Origin of the sequence: Shewanella vaxholmensis (assembly GCF_031932135.1) — a bacterium.
Classification (GTDB): Bacteria; Pseudomonadota; Gammaproteobacteria; order Enterobacterales; family Shewanellaceae; genus Shewanella; species Shewanella hafniensis.
Map to the genome: position 1 here is coordinate 119,129 of NZ_JAUOEV010000009.1, position 15,592 is coordinate 134,720.

The 15,592-nt window shown below is 47.4% G+C and carries 13 protein-coding genes; 11 read left to right on the forward strand and 2 right to left on the reverse strand.

Annotation, left to right across the window (positions count from 1 at the left end; genetic code table 11):
- Nucleotides 1-18: 18 nt before the first annotated feature.
- The 5 genes from rsxD (at nt 19) to gloA (ending at nt 4,238) form a co-directional block, all read left to right on the forward strand.
- Complete coding sequence (gene rsxD, locus Q4Q46_RS10205; protein ID WP_311891058.1) at nt 19-1,068, forward strand: electron transport complex subunit RsxD; 1,050 nt, start codon at nt 19-21, stop codon at nt 1,066-1,068.
- A 56-nt stretch (nt 1,069-1,124) separates the two neighbouring features.
- Nucleotides 1,125-1,763, forward strand: coding sequence for an electron transport complex subunit RsxG (rsxG, locus tag Q4Q46_RS10210; RefSeq protein ID WP_226058516.1), 639 nt, complete (start codon nt 1,125-1,127; stop codon nt 1,761-1,763).
- Nucleotides 1,756-2,454, forward strand: coding sequence for an electron transport complex subunit E (locus tag Q4Q46_RS10215; protein WP_006081538.1), 699 nt, complete (start codon nt 1,756-1,758; stop codon nt 2,452-2,454). Before rsxG ends, Q4Q46_RS10215 begins: the two co-directional genes overlap by 8 nt.
- Before the next feature lie 237 nt (nt 2,455-2,691).
- Nucleotides 2,692-3,333: an endonuclease III gene (gene nth / locus Q4Q46_RS10220; RefSeq protein ID WP_311905887.1), complete on the forward strand. Its 642-nt coding sequence runs from the start codon at nt 2,692-2,694 to the stop codon at nt 3,331-3,333.
- Nucleotides 3,334-3,827: 494 nt separating this feature from the next.
- Nucleotides 3,828-4,238 carry a lactoylglutathione lyase gene (gloA, locus tag Q4Q46_RS10225; protein WP_006087315.1) on the forward strand — a complete coding sequence of 137 codons (411 nt, stop codon included), beginning with the start codon at nt 3,828-3,830 and terminating at the stop codon, nt 4,236-4,238.
- A 181-nt stretch (nt 4,239-4,419) separates the two neighbouring features.
- Here the strand turns inward: gloA and msrQ are convergent, their stop codons facing one another.
- Nucleotides 4,420-5,085, reverse strand: a complete 666-nt coding sequence (msrQ, locus tag Q4Q46_RS10230; RefSeq protein WP_311905888.1) for a protein-methionine-sulfoxide reductase heme-binding subunit MsrQ — start codon at nt 5,083-5,085, stop codon at nt 4,420-4,422.
- 43 nt (nt 5,086-5,128) lie between these two features.
- The gene (gene msrP, locus Q4Q46_RS10235; protein WP_126492015.1) at nt 5,129-6,163 is read right to left on the reverse strand and encodes a protein-methionine-sulfoxide reductase catalytic subunit MsrP; all 1,035 of its coding nucleotides are present in this window, start codon (nt 6,161-6,163) and stop codon (nt 5,129-5,131) included.
- 264 nt (nt 6,164-6,427) lie between these two features.
- Here msrP and rmuC point away from each other — a divergent pair, with 264 nt between their 5' ends.
- The 6 genes from rmuC to Q4Q46_RS10265 all read left to right on the forward strand — a co-directional run bounded on the left by rmuC (nt 6,428) and on the right by Q4Q46_RS10265 (nt 15,495).
- Nucleotides 6,428-7,984: a DNA recombination protein RmuC gene (rmuC, locus tag Q4Q46_RS10240; protein WP_220592899.1), complete on the forward strand. Its 1,557-nt coding sequence runs from the start codon at nt 6,428-6,430 to the stop codon at nt 7,982-7,984.
- Between the two features lie 146 nt (nt 7,985-8,130).
- Nucleotides 8,131-10,056, forward strand: coding sequence for a transglycosylase SLT domain-containing protein (locus tag Q4Q46_RS10245; protein WP_311905901.1), 1,926 nt, complete (start codon nt 8,131-8,133; stop codon nt 10,054-10,056).
- 239 nt (nt 10,057-10,295) lie between these two features.
- Complete coding sequence (locus tag Q4Q46_RS10250; RefSeq protein WP_006087311.1) at nt 10,296-11,000, forward strand: EAL domain-containing protein; 705 nt, start codon at nt 10,296-10,298, stop codon at nt 10,998-11,000.
- 185 nt (nt 11,001-11,185) lie between these two features.
- Entirely contained in the window at nt 11,186-12,097 is a 912-nt protein-coding gene (locus Q4Q46_RS10255; RefSeq protein WP_006087310.1) for an AAA family ATPase, read from the forward strand.
- Between the two features lie 99 nt (nt 12,098-12,196).
- Entirely contained in the window at nt 12,197-13,294 is a 1,098-nt protein-coding gene (locus Q4Q46_RS10260; protein WP_311905889.1) for a DUF58 domain-containing protein, read from the forward strand.
- Nucleotides 13,291-15,495 (forward strand): transglutaminase TgpA family protein, encoded by a 2,205-nt coding sequence (locus tag Q4Q46_RS10265; protein ID WP_311905890.1) that lies wholly within the window; start codon nt 13,291-13,293, stop codon nt 15,493-15,495. The genes Q4Q46_RS10260 and Q4Q46_RS10265 overlap by 4 nt, the downstream gene beginning before the upstream one ends.
- The last annotated feature ends 97 nt before the right edge of the window (nt 15,496-15,592 follow it).

Below are 15,592 nucleotides of genomic sequence, written 5' to 3' on the forward strand. Positions count from 1 at the left end.
TGATTAAAAGGGAACACAATGGCGTTTAAAATAGCCTCATCACCCCATGTAACGCGTAACTTGCATACCTCAACGGTCATGCAAAGGGTGATTTTATGTTTACTGCCGGGCCTTGTCGTGCAATGTGCCTTTTTTGGCTGGGGCACACTTGTGCAAGTCCTGCTGGCGATCCTCGTCGCCTTAAGCTGCGAAGCCGCTGTGATGAAACTTCGCAATCGCAATATCAAAGCGAGCCTTAGCGATAACAGCGCCATGCTCACCGCCATCTTAATTGGTGTCGCCATTCCGCCCCTCGCCCCTTGGTGGATGATCGTCATGGGCACCGCCTTTGCGATCGTTATAGTTAAGCACCTCTACGGCGGCTTAGGCCATAACCTATTCAACCCTGCAATGGCGGCATATGTATTGCTGTTAGTCTCGTTCCCTGTGCAAATGACCACCTGGATAGCACCGAGCACAGTTGCACTGCATTCACCCAGCCTTGTTGAAAGCTTGCAACTTATTTTTAATGTTGGCGCGCACGTGAATATGGAGCAATTTCGTTTAGGCATTGATGGCATGACAATGGCAACGCCACTCGATACCCTCAAAACCGATTTATCCATGGGATTAACCACCACAGAAAGTCTCACCAAAGCCATTTTTGATGGCAGCACAGGCGTAGGTTGGTTCTGGGTCAACTTGGCTTATCTTGCTGGCGGGTTAGTGTTGCTTAAACTTAAAGCTATTCGCTGGCACATTAGCACTGGCGTGTTATTAGGCCTCTTTGTGGCATCGAGTATTGGTTTCTTACTGTCACCCGATAACCAAGCCAGTCCGTTGCTGCATTTGTTTTCTGGCGCAACCATGTTAGCGGCGTTTTTTATCGCCACCGATCCCGTTACTGCCGCAACCAGCCCCCGTGGCCGCATTATCTTCGGCGCGTTAATTGGTGTGTTGGTGTATATCATCCGCACGAAAGGTGGTTACCCTGACGCCTTCGCCTTTGCCGTATTATTGGCTAACCTCTGCGCGCCCTTTATTGACTATTACGTGCGTCCACGCACCTATGGCCATTCAACGAACTAAGGTCATGCTAAGCGATAGCATCATTCTGCAGGCTACGAGAGCTTAAGGAAAAAGAGTTGAAAAATCCGATGATTAAAAATGGTTTTTTATTGGCATTGTTTGCCTTGATTTGCACTGGGCTCGTCGCCGCAGTCAATCAACAAACTGTTGATAAAATTAAGCAGCAAGAACAGCAGGAATTAATGCGAGTGTTACATCAATTAATTCCTGATGAGATGCACGATAACGAGCTAACTGCTCAATGTACTTTGCTGCTGGATAAAGACGCATTAGGAACCGACAGCCCAATGCCCGCCTATATAGCCACCAGTGCAGGCAAACCTGTGGCCATCGCCATTGAAGCTATTGCGCCCGATGGCTATAACGGCAACATCAAATTAATTGTAGGTATCAAAACAACAGGTGAAGTCCTCGGTGTTCGCACCTTAGCCCACCAAGAAACACCTGGGCTTGGTGATAAAATCGATCTGCGTAAATCCAATTGGGTCACTCAATTTGTCGGTAAAGTGTTAAGCTCGGCAGATGATAAACAATGGTTGGTTAAAAAAGACGGTGGCGATTTTGATCAATTCACTGGCGCAACTATCACCCCGCGTGCTTATGTCAAAGCAGTCAAGAACGCAGTAGGATATTTCAATAATAACCAAGCGCAAATTTTCAGCCAGCCGCTAAATTGTGAGGCTAACCATGACTAATTATCGCGAAATTGCTTGGCAAGGTCTGTGGAAGAATAATCCTGGCCTAGTGCAACTATTAGGCTTGTGCCCGCTGCTTGCGGTCACAGCGACGATCACGAATGCGCTAGGGCTTGGCCTAGCGACTATGTTGGTGCTGATTGGCTCTAATATTTTAGTGTCACTGGTGCGCGACTATGTGCCCAAAGAAATTCGTATTCCAGTATTTGTGATGATCATCGCCGCGTTAGTGACCACAGTGCAATTGCTCATCAATGCCTATGCCTACGGTCTGTATTTATCCCTTGGGATCTTCCTACCGTTGATTGTGACCAACTGCATCATTATCGGTCGCGCCGAAGCCTTTGCCTCGCGTAATAACGCCTTTAGCGCTGCCTTCGATGGTCTGATGATGGGACTCGGTTTTACCTTAGTGCTGACCGTATTAGGCGCAACGCGGGAAATCTTAGGTCAAGGCACACTGTTTGATGGCGCCGATCAACTGCTCGGCCCATGGGCAAAATCCTTAACCATCCACTTATGGCAAGTCGACACTCCTTTTCTACTCGCTATGCTGCCACCTGGCGCATTTATCGTGATGGGACTATTGATTGCATTGAAAAATGTGATTGATAAAAAAGTGAAAGAACGCCAACCTCAAGTCGCCGCAGAGCCAAGTGTCACCCGCGCGCGCATCACTAAGGTTGGTTAGGCTTTCGACATAAAGGCCTCATTCCTGCATAGTACAGAGTATGGTGTTCAACGCTTAATGTGCGCCTAGCGCACTTAAGCGACTGGAATTAAAACATAATATATCAAAGCATAAGCACTCAGCATAAGAACTCAAAGCATAGGAAATCAGCAGGTCTAGGTTTCAAACTCGTTCAATCATCATTAATACCCTATTGATAATGACGAGTTGAACCTAACAACCGCGCAGGAATCGTACATGAATCAAGAAAAACGCATCCAGATCCTCACCCGTCTTCGCGATAACAATCCGAAACCTGAAACCGAGCTCAATTTTTCCAGTCCCTTCGAACTCTTAGTCGCCGTGACCTTATCCGCCCAAGCGACGGATGTGAGTGTCAACAAGGCAACGGACAAACTCTTTCCTGTGGCCAATACCGCCCACAGCATTTATGCCTTAGGCGTGGATGGATTAAAGGAATATATCAAGACGATTGGCCTGTATAACAACAAAGCCATCAATGTGATCAAAGCCTGTGAGATCTTGATTGAGAAATACAATGGTGAAGTGCCTGAAAACCGCGAAGCACTTGAGTCCCTGCCCGGTGTAGGGCGCAAAACGGCTAACGTAGTGCTCAATACCGCCTTTGGCTGGCCAACCATCGCCGTCGACACCCATATTTTTCGCCTCGCCAATCGCACTAAATTTGCGCCCGGCAAGAGCGTGGTTGAAGTGGAAGAAAAAATGCTAAAAGTGGTTCCCGCAGAATTTAAAGTCGATGTGCATCACTGGTTTATCCTGCATGGCCGCTACACTTGCCTTGCGCGCAAACCCCGCTGCGGCAGCTGTATCATTGAAGACTTGTGCGAATTTAAAGAAAAAATCTATCCTGAAGAATAAGCTTCGAATCAACTTAGTCGAGCAAATTGACGTTTCAGCGTTTTTTTCACATTGATGAGACTGGATCCCAGACAAACAAAAAGCCGCAATAGCGGCTTTTTTGCTTAACTTGGAGCTGGGTTAACTCAAACTAATATTAGTCGTTAAAACATTGAAACAAAGAACGCGCTGAAAAATAAAGCAATTACAACTGTAGTGCCTAAGGCCATTTTAACTTCGGTGTTCATCATTCACTCTCCTAGTTGGTATGGCTGTATTATCGTCAACCTCGCGGTAAAATCCCATGTTTGTCTCTGTGTTTTGTGAGCAACAGCCAATTTATCGGCAATTTTCTTATCACAATCCGCAAATTAGCCCGTCGACAGCCAGCGTTTTCCTATCCTAACCAATCGAATTGATCAAGTGTGATAAAAACACCATGGATGAGATTTGTGGTCATGCGCAGAGACATTTTTGATATACTCCCCACCGGAATCTATTTAGAGAGAGGACCTATGTCGCAACTATTACACACTATGATCCGCGTCGGTAACTTAGAACGCAGTATTGCTTTTTATACTGAAGTGCTCGGCATGAAACTACTTCGCACCTCTGAAAATCCAGAATACAAATATTCTTTAGCTTTCGTAGGTTACGGTGAAGAGTCCACAGGCCAAGCCGTGGTTGAACTGACCTATAACTGGGGCACTGACAAATACGATTTAGGCACTGGCTTTGGCCACTTAGCAATTGGCGATGAAGATATCTACGCCCGTTGCGCTGCTATTGCCGCAGCCGGAGGCAAAGTAACACGTGCACCTGGTCCAGTCGCAGGTGGCACCACAGAGATTGCCTTTGTTGAAGATCCAGACGGTTATAAAATTGAGTTCATTCAAATGAAGTCAGCGACTCAAGGTTTAGGTTAAGTCTTGCCACCTGAGCAAGAAGATTAACTGAGTTAGATTAACTGAGCAGAACAGTTCGCTAAATGATAAATGCCGAATCTGGATTCGGCATTGTTGTTTTATACTTTTAATTTGCGTTAGGCACAAAGAAACATAAAACAAGCCAGCAATTCACCACTCGCGCCATGCGTTTAAGCTGATTTTATCGACTTATCGACGCTTTATCTTGTCCACTGGTCGTCTTTTTCACGGTTTTACTCATCCCTTTACGGCTGAGGATGCGCTTAAGCCAAGGCGTACGCCACAGCAGCAACACACTAAAACCTACAATATACAGACTCGGTTCGATGATTTCCGATTTTACCGACCAGTAAAAATGGATTGGCGCTAATATCGCGACTAAATACACCCCATTATGCAAGGTTTGCCAACGACGCCCCATCTTACGCATCAAGGCTTTAAACGAAGTGATCGCCAAAGCGGTGACAATAAGATAAGCCACTGCGCCGACTAAAATATACGGCCGTTTTACCACCTCGCTAAACAGTAATTCCCAAGCAAATAACAGATCTAAACTAAAAAACGCCAAGATATGCAAGGTGGCATAGGCAAACACATATAAGCCCACTAAACGGCGAGTCTGCATCAACAGCCCTTGCTTAGTCAGCTTGGCAATGGGTGAAATCAGCAAGGTCGCCGCTAAAGCATTTAACGCACCTATGCCTGTGTAGTGAATAATATGCTGCACAGGATCGCCGCCCGCACGGCCTAACACTACAGTGAGCACTAGGTAGACGATGGGCACTAAACCCAGCAAATGAAATAACGCTTTTAGCCAAAACAAGTGCTTAGCGGTTAATCTCAACATAGGTCATCCCCGCTAAATGGCATATTTTCAAACAAACCAAACATCAATAGTTTTTCCTCAGATCCATGCCGTCATACAGTGAAGCCACAAACTCGCCGTAACCGTTGAACGGCTGGGTATCGATGCGGGTTGCTGAGAATAATCCCCCTTCGCCGATACGACGTTCACTGGCCTGTGACCAGCGTGGATGATCCACCGCCGGATTCACGTTGGCATAGAATCCATATTCATGCGGAGCAAGTTGATTCCAACTTGTTGGCGGCTGTTTATCCATCACGCGAATTCGCACTATCGATTTAATGCTCTTAAAGCCATATTTCCACGGCACCACCAAGCGAATGGGCGCGCCGTTCTGCGGCGGCAGGGTTTTGCCATACAAGCCAACCGACATTAAGGTTAAATCGTTCATGGCTTCGGCTATCGTCAAGCCTTCAACATAGGGATAATGAATACCACCGCCCATTAATCGGCTCTTCTGCCCCGGCATTTGCTCAGGATCAAAAGCGGTTTCGAAGGCGACATACTTGCCCTTGTTGGTCACACCGACTTTTTTCAATAATGCCGCCAGCGGAAATCCCACCCAAGGGATCACCATGGACCAAGCTTCAACGCACCGCAGACGATAATTACGCTCCTCAAGCGGGAACATTTTGGTGAGATCATTAAAATCTAACGTCATGGGGCGTTCGACTTCACCTTCAATACGCAGTTGCCAAGGATCAACTTTAAAGCCTTGGGCATTATTGAAGGGATCTTGCTTATCCGTGCCAAACTCGTAAAAGTTATTGTGTTGCGTCACCTTATCAAGCGGGGTTAACACATCGGCATCACCGTATTGCTTATTGGTTTGAAACGTCAGTGGTGTCGTGATAAATGAGGACTTAGGCTGATCGCCAAATAGATCGAACAGTCCGGCCTGCACGTAACCGGGCACACTGGCACCAATAGCACCAAGCCCCATGGCTTTCACAATCTGCCGGCGCGAGCGAAACACCGCTTCGGGCGTCACTTGGTTATCTTGCATGTGCCACTGCGCTTTTTTAAGAATACCTGGGGTAAAACGGGAATGTTTAGCCAATTGACACCTCTACCATCTAATGATTAACGCCACCGAGTCGCGATAAAAGCTTATCTGGCGCTCGTCTGTATCGCTCACTTCTATGCTCACTTTAATATAGACAGGTAAAAGCCAGAAAAACTTTCCACCCGTGAATAAATTCACCTTAAACGTATAAGACTTGCTCATTCAAGCATTAAGCGCAGATATAGTTGATTAAAGGGCTTGAAGCCTATTGGGCGGCATGCGAACCTAAGCGCCAAAGCTAAAGGAGTGCTATTGATCATGCCATTTTCTCAATCTTTTTCCGTCGCCGAAATCATCGGCCTTCTCGCCATTGCATTCTTAGGCCTGTTGATCGGTGCCCTGCTCAATCAAAGACTCACGCGCCAACGTTGGCAACAACATAAAGATCAACTTGAGCAAGAGATGCGTCAAGTGAATGAAGATGCTGAATTATCCTTAGCACAACAGCAAATTTTGGTTGATGACAAAGAGGCGCAACTGCGCCAATACCAGCAGCGCCTTGAGCTCAAAATTGAACAATTAGGTAAAGCCGAGGCCTTAGCCGAACGTGTACCCACCTTAGAGCAACAATTGAATGACAGCCAGCGCCGTCAGTTAGAAATTCAATTGGCGCTGTCGAAATCCAATGCCATGCAGCAAACCATTCAAGCCAAGGCCGATGCCCAGCAAGAATCACTGCAGGATAAAATCGCTAGCTTAGAATCGGCCGAAGTGCGCTTACAAACCCAATTTGAAAACCTCGCCAATCGAATCTTTGAAGAACGTAGCGAAAACTTTAAGCATCAAAATGCCAGCCAACTCGAAGGCGTGCTTGGGCCATTGAAACAACAGCTTGAAGGATTCAGACAGCAAATTCGTGAATCCTACACCCACGAACAGTCCGAGCGCAGCGCCCTTAAACATCAACTTGAGCACCTGCGAGATCTCAATCTGAAGATGAGCCAAGATGCAATCAACCTGACTAAAGCGCTTAAAGGTGATAACAAGCAGCAAGGTAACTGGGGTGAAGTGATCCTCGATCGCGTCCTGCAGGAAAGCGGTCTACGTGAAGGCCATGAATACCATACCCAGCAAGATCTCAAGGACGACAACGGTAAGCGCTTTAAGCCGGATGTGATTGTGCATCTGCCAGAAAATAAAGACGTGGTCATCGATGCTAAAATGTCCTTAGTCAGTTATGAGCGTTACTTCAACAGTGAAGATCCTGCCCTACGCCAACAGGCGATTAATGAGCATGTGATCTCGATTCGCAGTCACATTAAGGGCTTGAGTCAAAAGGATTATCAAAATCTGCACGGGCTTAAGAGCCTCGATTATGTGTTGATGTTTATTCCTATTGAACCGGCATTTTTACTGGCGTTAGAGCATGATCCTAGCCTAGTCAATTTTGCTCTTGAGCAGAATATCATGTTGGTAAGCCCGACGAATTTACTGGTAGCCCTGCGCACCATTAACAATATTTGGCGCTACGAATATCAAAACCAACACGCGCAAACCATAGCAAAACAAGCGGGTCGTATTTACGACAAGTTATGTGGTTATATTGAAGACATGGAAAAACTCGGTCGTGCCTTAGATAACGCCGAAAAAACCTATCACAGCGCCATGAACAAGCTGTCATCGGGCAAAGGCAATCTAGTGCGTCAAGCCCACTTAATGCAGCAACTCGGGGTCGATACCAGCAAACAACTGGATAAAATGCTATTAGAAAAAGCGCTTAATGAAGCCCAAGACGACAACGATACACAGGATGACGCGGAGCAGACGCTGCCGCCAACGCGCGATCCTAAGGACACAGAACTCGAACCCGCGTAAATCCAGAATGAGATAGAGAGTTGAGAGACTGAGTTGATTACAAAGTTGAAAAACCTAATTGATTAATAGAGTTAAACACTCACCAATAACCTTGAATCGATACGGACATGTCGATTGATACCTTGATGCCCGGAGGCAAACGCTCCATGTGCAAAGCCGTGATGAATGTGGTTATATCCAGCGCAATATTGCTCGCAGGCGCCTTGAATGCCCCTTCTGCATTCGCGTTAACGCCAACGCAGAAAACCTTCCTTGAGGCCGAAAAAGCCTTAAAGAAACAGGACTATGAAGTCTATAAACCCCTACGGGCAAAATTAGGCGATTATCCGCTGGCGATTTACTTAGACCATGATATCGACATAGGCGATCTCAATGGTTTGCATGGCGCTGCGGCAAAAAATCTGATTGATAAGTATCAAACCACGCCTATGTACAACAGGTTAAGGTCTAAATACTTAAACAATGCGGGAACCCAAAAACGCTGGAGTGATTATCTTGCGATAAGCCCCGATGCTCCTACCGACATCCGCCTGCAATGTTATTACTACGAAGCAAAACTTGCCAAGGGCGAGATAAAAACCGTCTATGCGGCGGCGCAATCACTCTGGGTCTTTGGTAGTTCACGGCCAAAGGAATGTGATCCCCTGTTTAATGCTTGGACCAAAGCAGGTAAACGCACTCAAGATGTGATCTGGGCGCGGATGATGCTGAGTTTTGAAACTGGCGAAACCAGTCTGCTGAGCTTTTTATCCCAGAAAATCACCACCCATAATAACGAAGCGAAGCGCTTAGTCGCCGTCTATAAAGATCCAAACAGCCTGCGCCATACCGAAAAGTTTAAGGATAAAAATCCGATTGTGGGTGACATAGTCGCGGCGGGATTAAAACGTCTTGCCCGCAAGGATCTCGACCAAGCGATTAATTTGTATGAACGGTATCAAAAGGCTAATCGTTTCACGCCAGCACAAGCCCAACAACTGGATAAATACTTAGTTCGCCGTATCTTAATCGAACAAGATGATAGCCATAAAAGCTATGTCGACAATGTGCTGGCCGAGCTAAAAAGTGACGACTTATTTGAACGCCGGTTAAGATGGGCCATTCGCGATCACGACATGCGCAGCATTGCCCGTTATTTAAATTTACTGCAACCTGAAACCTTGGCTAAGGAGCGCTGGCAATATTGGCTCTATCGCACTAATGCTAAAGATGCGCCAGAAAGTGCCACCAAAGCGCTGGCGACAATCAGCAATGAACGTAATTTTTACGGTTTTGCCGCCGCACAGTTTTTAAATAAACCCGTCTCGCTGAATCAAAGCCCTGAGCCTGTCGTCGACGCCAGCAGCCAAAAATTAACCGATGATCTGGGTTTTGTGCGCGTGCAAGAGCTAATGGCGCTGGATCGTTATTTCGATGCACGTTACGAATGGATGTCGCTGCTCAGACGCAGTGACAATACTATGCGAGCCCGTTACGGCCGTTATGCCCATGAGCAAGGCTGGTATGATTTTGGCGTCGAAGCCAGTATCCAAGGTAAGTTGTGGGATGACATTCCCCTACGCTTCCCGATGGCGCACCAAGAAGGTTTTGAACACGCCAGTAAAAAGCACAAAGTGAACATAGATGAAATCCGAGCGATCAGTCGCCGCGAGAGCGCATTTTATCTTTATGCGACCTCAGGCGTCGGTGCCCGCGGCTTAATGCAAATTATGCCTGCGACCGCTAAAGCAACCGCCAAGAAACATGGGGCTAAATATAGCGATCCTAAGGATCTTTATAGCGCGGAGCTTAACCTCAATCTTGGCAGTGCTTACTATGCCCAGTTGTTGAAAGAGTTTAACCAGAACCGTATCCTCGCCACAGCCGCCTATAACGCCGGTCCGTCACGGGTGCGTCGCTGGTTAGCAAATTCAGATGGCAAACTCGATGCCATGGGCTTTATCGAAGCCATTCCCTTCACTGAGACCCGTGAATATGTGCAAGCCGTCTTCAGCTATCGATTGATTTATGAGGCGCAGGAGCAAAAAGCGCAGCCATTATTCAGCGAAGCCGAACTGAAGTTTGCTTACTAACTCGCGACATAAAAAGGAACTCGATACTCAGCAGTATCGAGTTCCTACTTTTCAGCATACCCTAAGGTAATGCTCATGCTTTAACCGCCAAAAATTCTGAATGATATTCTCTAAATTCAAATAATTAGCAAAGCGAATAATTATTCAGCAATCACGCCGTTTTATCGTAAACTTGTTTGCACTGCGAGGCATTAAATGCGAATAATTAGTATTAATGCATTAAGACTCCCATTAGGCCCATGATTAACCTTAGTTCGTTAACGCTCAGCTGCGAATACCAACCCTTTGTCGATCCCCATACGTTAGCCATCGACGGCTATGAAGCCTTAGCGCGTTTTTATCTACCTGATGGCGATGCGGTTGCACCTAATATCGTGTTCGAGCAATTGCATGAATCCACAGAATTACTCGCCGCCGTTGAATATCAAGCCAAAGCATTTCAACTCGCTCACGCGCCCAGCCAGCAGCGCATTTTTATCAATGTCGATCCCCATGCTGTCGATGGGCCACATACTGCCAAGCTTATAAAGCTATTATCGCAGTACCAGCAAGTCACGGTCGAAATCATTGAAAATACCTGCATTAACGATGCCCAGCTTGCCAATCAGCTATTCAGCCAATTTAAACAAGCAAATATCAAGGTAGCGCTGGACGATATTGGCGCGCCCCACTCCATGCTTTGTGTCGATTTGATGATGAATGTGGATTATCTCAAGTTAGATCGTCATTGGTTAACCCACATCACGCATCCCGAGGGAGTCCAATTACTCATAGCGCTGATTAACTTTGCCAAGCAAACCAACAAACAGTGCATTCTAGAAGGCATAGAAACCGAAGCCCACTTGGCGTTTGCGCGAGACATAGGCGTCGACTTAGTCCAAGGCTTTCTGTTTAAATCTTGGTTTATTCGCCCCACCCGCAGTCAAGCGCTGTGTCTTGCATAGATCCACGCGTCGCCCTTTGACTTTGCGCCACCAGCACACGCAAGCCTAAACGTCATTCAGTCGAGTAATTGATTTCGCACTAGAAATGCCACTGGATAAGCAGGCGATGATCCGCCATAGTGGTAAAGCTTGTCTGCTTTCGCATGCACTTTCAGTTACGCTTTTAAATGTATTAGGAGTCGCCCGTGGCACAATCTGGGATCAGCGAATTACTACATCAACTCGAACAAGTGTTGCTGGGCAAACCAAGGCAAATTCGGCTTGCTTTGGCCTGCATTCTCGCCCGCGGCCACCTGCTGATTGAAGATTTACCCGGCATGGGTAAAACCAGTATTTCCCATGGCATAGCCCAAAGCTTGGGCTTGAGTTACCAAAGAATTCAATTTACCAGCGACATGCTGCCCGCTGATATTCTCGGTGTGTCTATTTTTGATAAACATCAGGCGCAATTTATCTTCCATCCAGGGCCGATTTTTAAGCAGATGATCTTGGCCGATGAAATTAACCGCGCCAGCCCTAAGACCCAAAGCGCCTTGCTTGAAGCGATGGCCGAACAACAAATCTCCGTCGATGGCATCACCCACAGATTGCCCAATCCTTTCTTTGTGATCGCGACTCAAAACCCCACCGATCAATCCGGCACTTTTCCACTGCCAGAATCGCAGCTCGACCGGTTTATGATGCGTCTGTCAATTGGTTATCCAAGCCACGACGCCGAACTTGCGATGCTGAAGAGCAATCATAACCACTTAACCTTAGCTCAACTGCCCCAATGCTTGACACCACTGGCCTTGATGCAACTGCAAGAACAGTGCGACAAGGTCAGCGCTTCCGATGCCTTACTCAATTACATTCTGGCCTTAGTGAGTTTTTCTCGCAGCCAAAGTGATAGCGTGGGTTTATCGCCCCGCGCCACCAAAGCCCTATTGCAAGCCGCTAAGGCATGGGCTTTTTTAGAGGGTCGACATTATTTAGTCCCTGAAGATGTACAAGCGGTATTTTGCTGCGTGGCGGAGCATAGACTCAGAACCAGTAGCCAATTACAGGGCGAAGCCCTATCCGAGCGAATTCTGGCGAGCGTTAATCCCATCATGTAGCGAGCCGCTGACATGAACAATATTGTGAAGGCATTCATTAACTTAGCAATAAAATCGAGCTGTTAAAGCAAGCCATTCAATCAAGGAAGTGATGCAAAAGTGAAACGACTGATACGCCCAACTTTCGTGCCGACTTTAGAACCGATTTGGCAGCGTTGGTTAGCGAGGCGTTTGCCACCGAGTCCTGAAATCACCTTAAGCCATCGCAGTATTTTTATTCTGCCGAGTGGTTTCGGTTTAGTTTGGCTCGGGTTGGTTTTACTCTTATATCTATTTGGTACTAACTATCAAAATAATTTAGTCATTGGCCTTAGTATCTTACTCCTAAGCCTGTTTAATACCTGTATTCTCTACAGTTACAAAAATCTGGCGGGTCTACATTTACGCGCCATGACGCCGCCCGAAGTCTATGCCGGCGAAACCTTAACTTTTCCTGTCCTCATCAGCACTCACCACAGTGGTCATAATATTCAGCTTAACTATCCGCATAATCGCACTTATACGGTGCAGAACGTCAGTACAGATGAACAGCAAGCGCTCGTGCCCTTCGAATATCATCAGCGGGGCCAAGTGTCACCGGGGCGGCTCAAAATTGAATCCTTTTATCCCTTAGGGCTGTGCCGCGCTTGGTCCCATGTGGATTTGGGCATCAGCCACTTAGTCTTTGCCCAGCCGATTGAAGCGCCGCTGCAACTTGAGGCTGATCATACTCAGTCTGAGCAAGATCCTCTGCTACTGGCGGGTAAACATGTGTCGGGTATCGATGAGTTTAAAGGCCTTAAACCCCATGTGCTCGGCGAGTCCCTCAAGCAAGTGGCGTGGAAACAGTGGGCGCAGGGGCGCGGTATGTTGAGTAAAGAATTCCAGCAGCCCCAAGGCGATCCCGTTTGGTTAAGACTCAGACCCGATGCTAAACGGCTCGAAACCCAGTTGAGTCAATTAAGCTGGCAAATCAATAAACTCACGCAACTCGAGCAATATTTTGGCCTACATCTGCAAACACCCATGGGCGAGGATATCCTGATCGCGCCCTCTATCGGTCATAACCATAGAATAGCCTGCCATAAGGCCCTTGCCTTGTATCCAAAGCTTGCGCCGTCAGCCGTTAATTCGTCGTCAGCGGCAAAGCACTCAAATAAAATGGCTAAAACCACCAGCAAGCAGCGTCATATCCCGACCTCGAGGGAACAGGTATGACATTAACGGCCAGCAGCACGACACCGCAAATTGGCGATAACATCAGCCGTCAGACACTCTTTTGGTTATTAATCACCAATATCGCCGTACTGAGCCCGCTATTTGATAAAACCACGCCTTGGACCTTAGGCATTTGCGCAATTTGTTTGCTGTGGCGTGTGGGGATTTATGTCGGCAAAGTGGCAAAGCCGCCGCGTTTTCTGGTCACCAGTCTTGCGATCGGCGCCGCAACCACACTGGCACTCGTTTCAAAGGAAATAGGCTTACTCAATGCGCTAGTGAATCTGCTGCTGTTAGGTTATGCCTTAAAATACATTGAAATGCGTAATCAAAGGGATGTGCGCGTTGTCGTCCTCGCGGGCTATTTTATTATCGCGCTGACCTTTATCGACCATCAATCCCTGCTTAATACCGCGCATTTACTCGTGGTAACGCTGATCAATACCTGCGTACTCGTTACTTTGTATCAAGATAAACACTCCCTAAAACACACGGCATGGCTCGGTAGTAAATTTTTACTCCAGAGTGTGCCCCTCGCACTGCTGTTGTTTTTAGTGTTACCGCGTTTTGCGCCGCTCTGGTTAGTGCCCAACATGAAAGAAGCGCAAACGGGCTTGTCTGATAGTCTGGCCATTGGTGATATCGGCAAGCTCACCCGTTCGACCGAACTGGCCTTTAGGGCGAGTTTTAACAATGCGGCGCCCATTAATGCTGAGTTATATTGGCGCGCGCTGGTGATGGAAAACTATGACGGTATAACTTGGCGTCAGGAGGAAGGCATTCAAAAGCTGCAAAAAGATGCGTTGCTGTTCCCGCCCTCGCGGCCCAGTCCTGCATTGATGCTTAATAGTCCAGCTTTGATGGTCACCAGTTCTGACGCTATGACCAATGATCCTGATTTAACAAAGAACCCCGCTTCGATAAGTAGCGAAGATCAAGATGCTGCAAAACAAGACAAGCAAAACAACAAGCCGAGTATTCGTTACCAAGTGATTGCTGAGCCGAGCCACCAGCCGTGGTTATTTGGCCTTGATGTCGCCTACAGCCAAGATGATAGTGTGGTCAATATGCCCGACTATCGGCTGTTAGCGCTGCGCAATGTCGATCAGCGAATGAGTTATCAAGTAGAGTCTTGGCCCAAGGCGAAGATGGATCTCAGGCTCTCGGCGCGGCAAAGGCAGATTAACATCGAACTTCCGAGTAACAGTAATCCACGAACTTGGGCGCTGGCCGAGCAATTCAAGACTCAATATCCCGAGCCTAAGCCACGACTCTGGGCCATGATGCGCCACTTTAATACCGAGCCTTTTTTCTACACACTCACGCCACCTCCCCTTGGACCGCAACAAGTGGATGATTTTCTATTTGAAAACAAAGCCGGATTTTGTGTGCACTATGCCGCAGCCTTCATTGTTATGGCGCGGGCCACAGGCTTACCCGCACGTATGGTTACGGGTTATCAGGGCGGTGAGTTGAATCCGCAAGCGGGTTACTACAGCGTGTATCAATATATGGCCCACGCATGGGCTGAGGTTTGGCTCGAAGGTGAAGGTTGGGTGCGTTTCGACCCGACTGCTATGGTGGCGCCCGATCGAATCGAACAAGGATTCGACGCCCAGTTTGATCCCGCGCTGAGTTACCTGCAGGAAAGCCCTTTTAGTAGCTTACGCTTTAAATCCATGCCTTGGCTCAATGAGTTAAGGCAACGTTTTGCCAGCATAGATTATTACTGGAGCGTGTGGGTTCTGGGTTTCAATCAAGATAGACAAAATCAAGTGCTCAGCGGCATCTTAGGTGATGTAACTAACACTAAAATCGCGGTCTTTATGGGGCTGTGTATCAGCCTTATCGTGCTCTATATCGCCTACAGTGCGGGGCTATTACATTTTAGCACTCAAGGCGATCCTATCAGCGCCCGCTATCAACAGATCTGCAATCGCCTCGCCCGCCATGGTATTAAGCGTAATGACAGTGATGGGCCAAACCAATTTGCGCAGCAGATTATCGAGCAATACCAACACAGTGCACCACAGCTTTGTGCGCTAATGCACACCTTTACCCAAAGTTATGTGGCGCTGAAGTATCAAGATTTACCGGCTGATGCCTATCAAGCGCATTTAACAAAATTTAAAGCGGCGGCGAAGCAACTGAATTGGTTATTACTCAGGGCTAAGGTGAAAAAGAAGTTCACGCTAGCCTAGCATTGGTAAGCTGAGCATTAGCCGGCCAAGTTTCACCAGTTTAAGGCTCAGTAAACGCCTAAAATTGCGGGTTAATTCCACAGAAGCAGCAATAGTG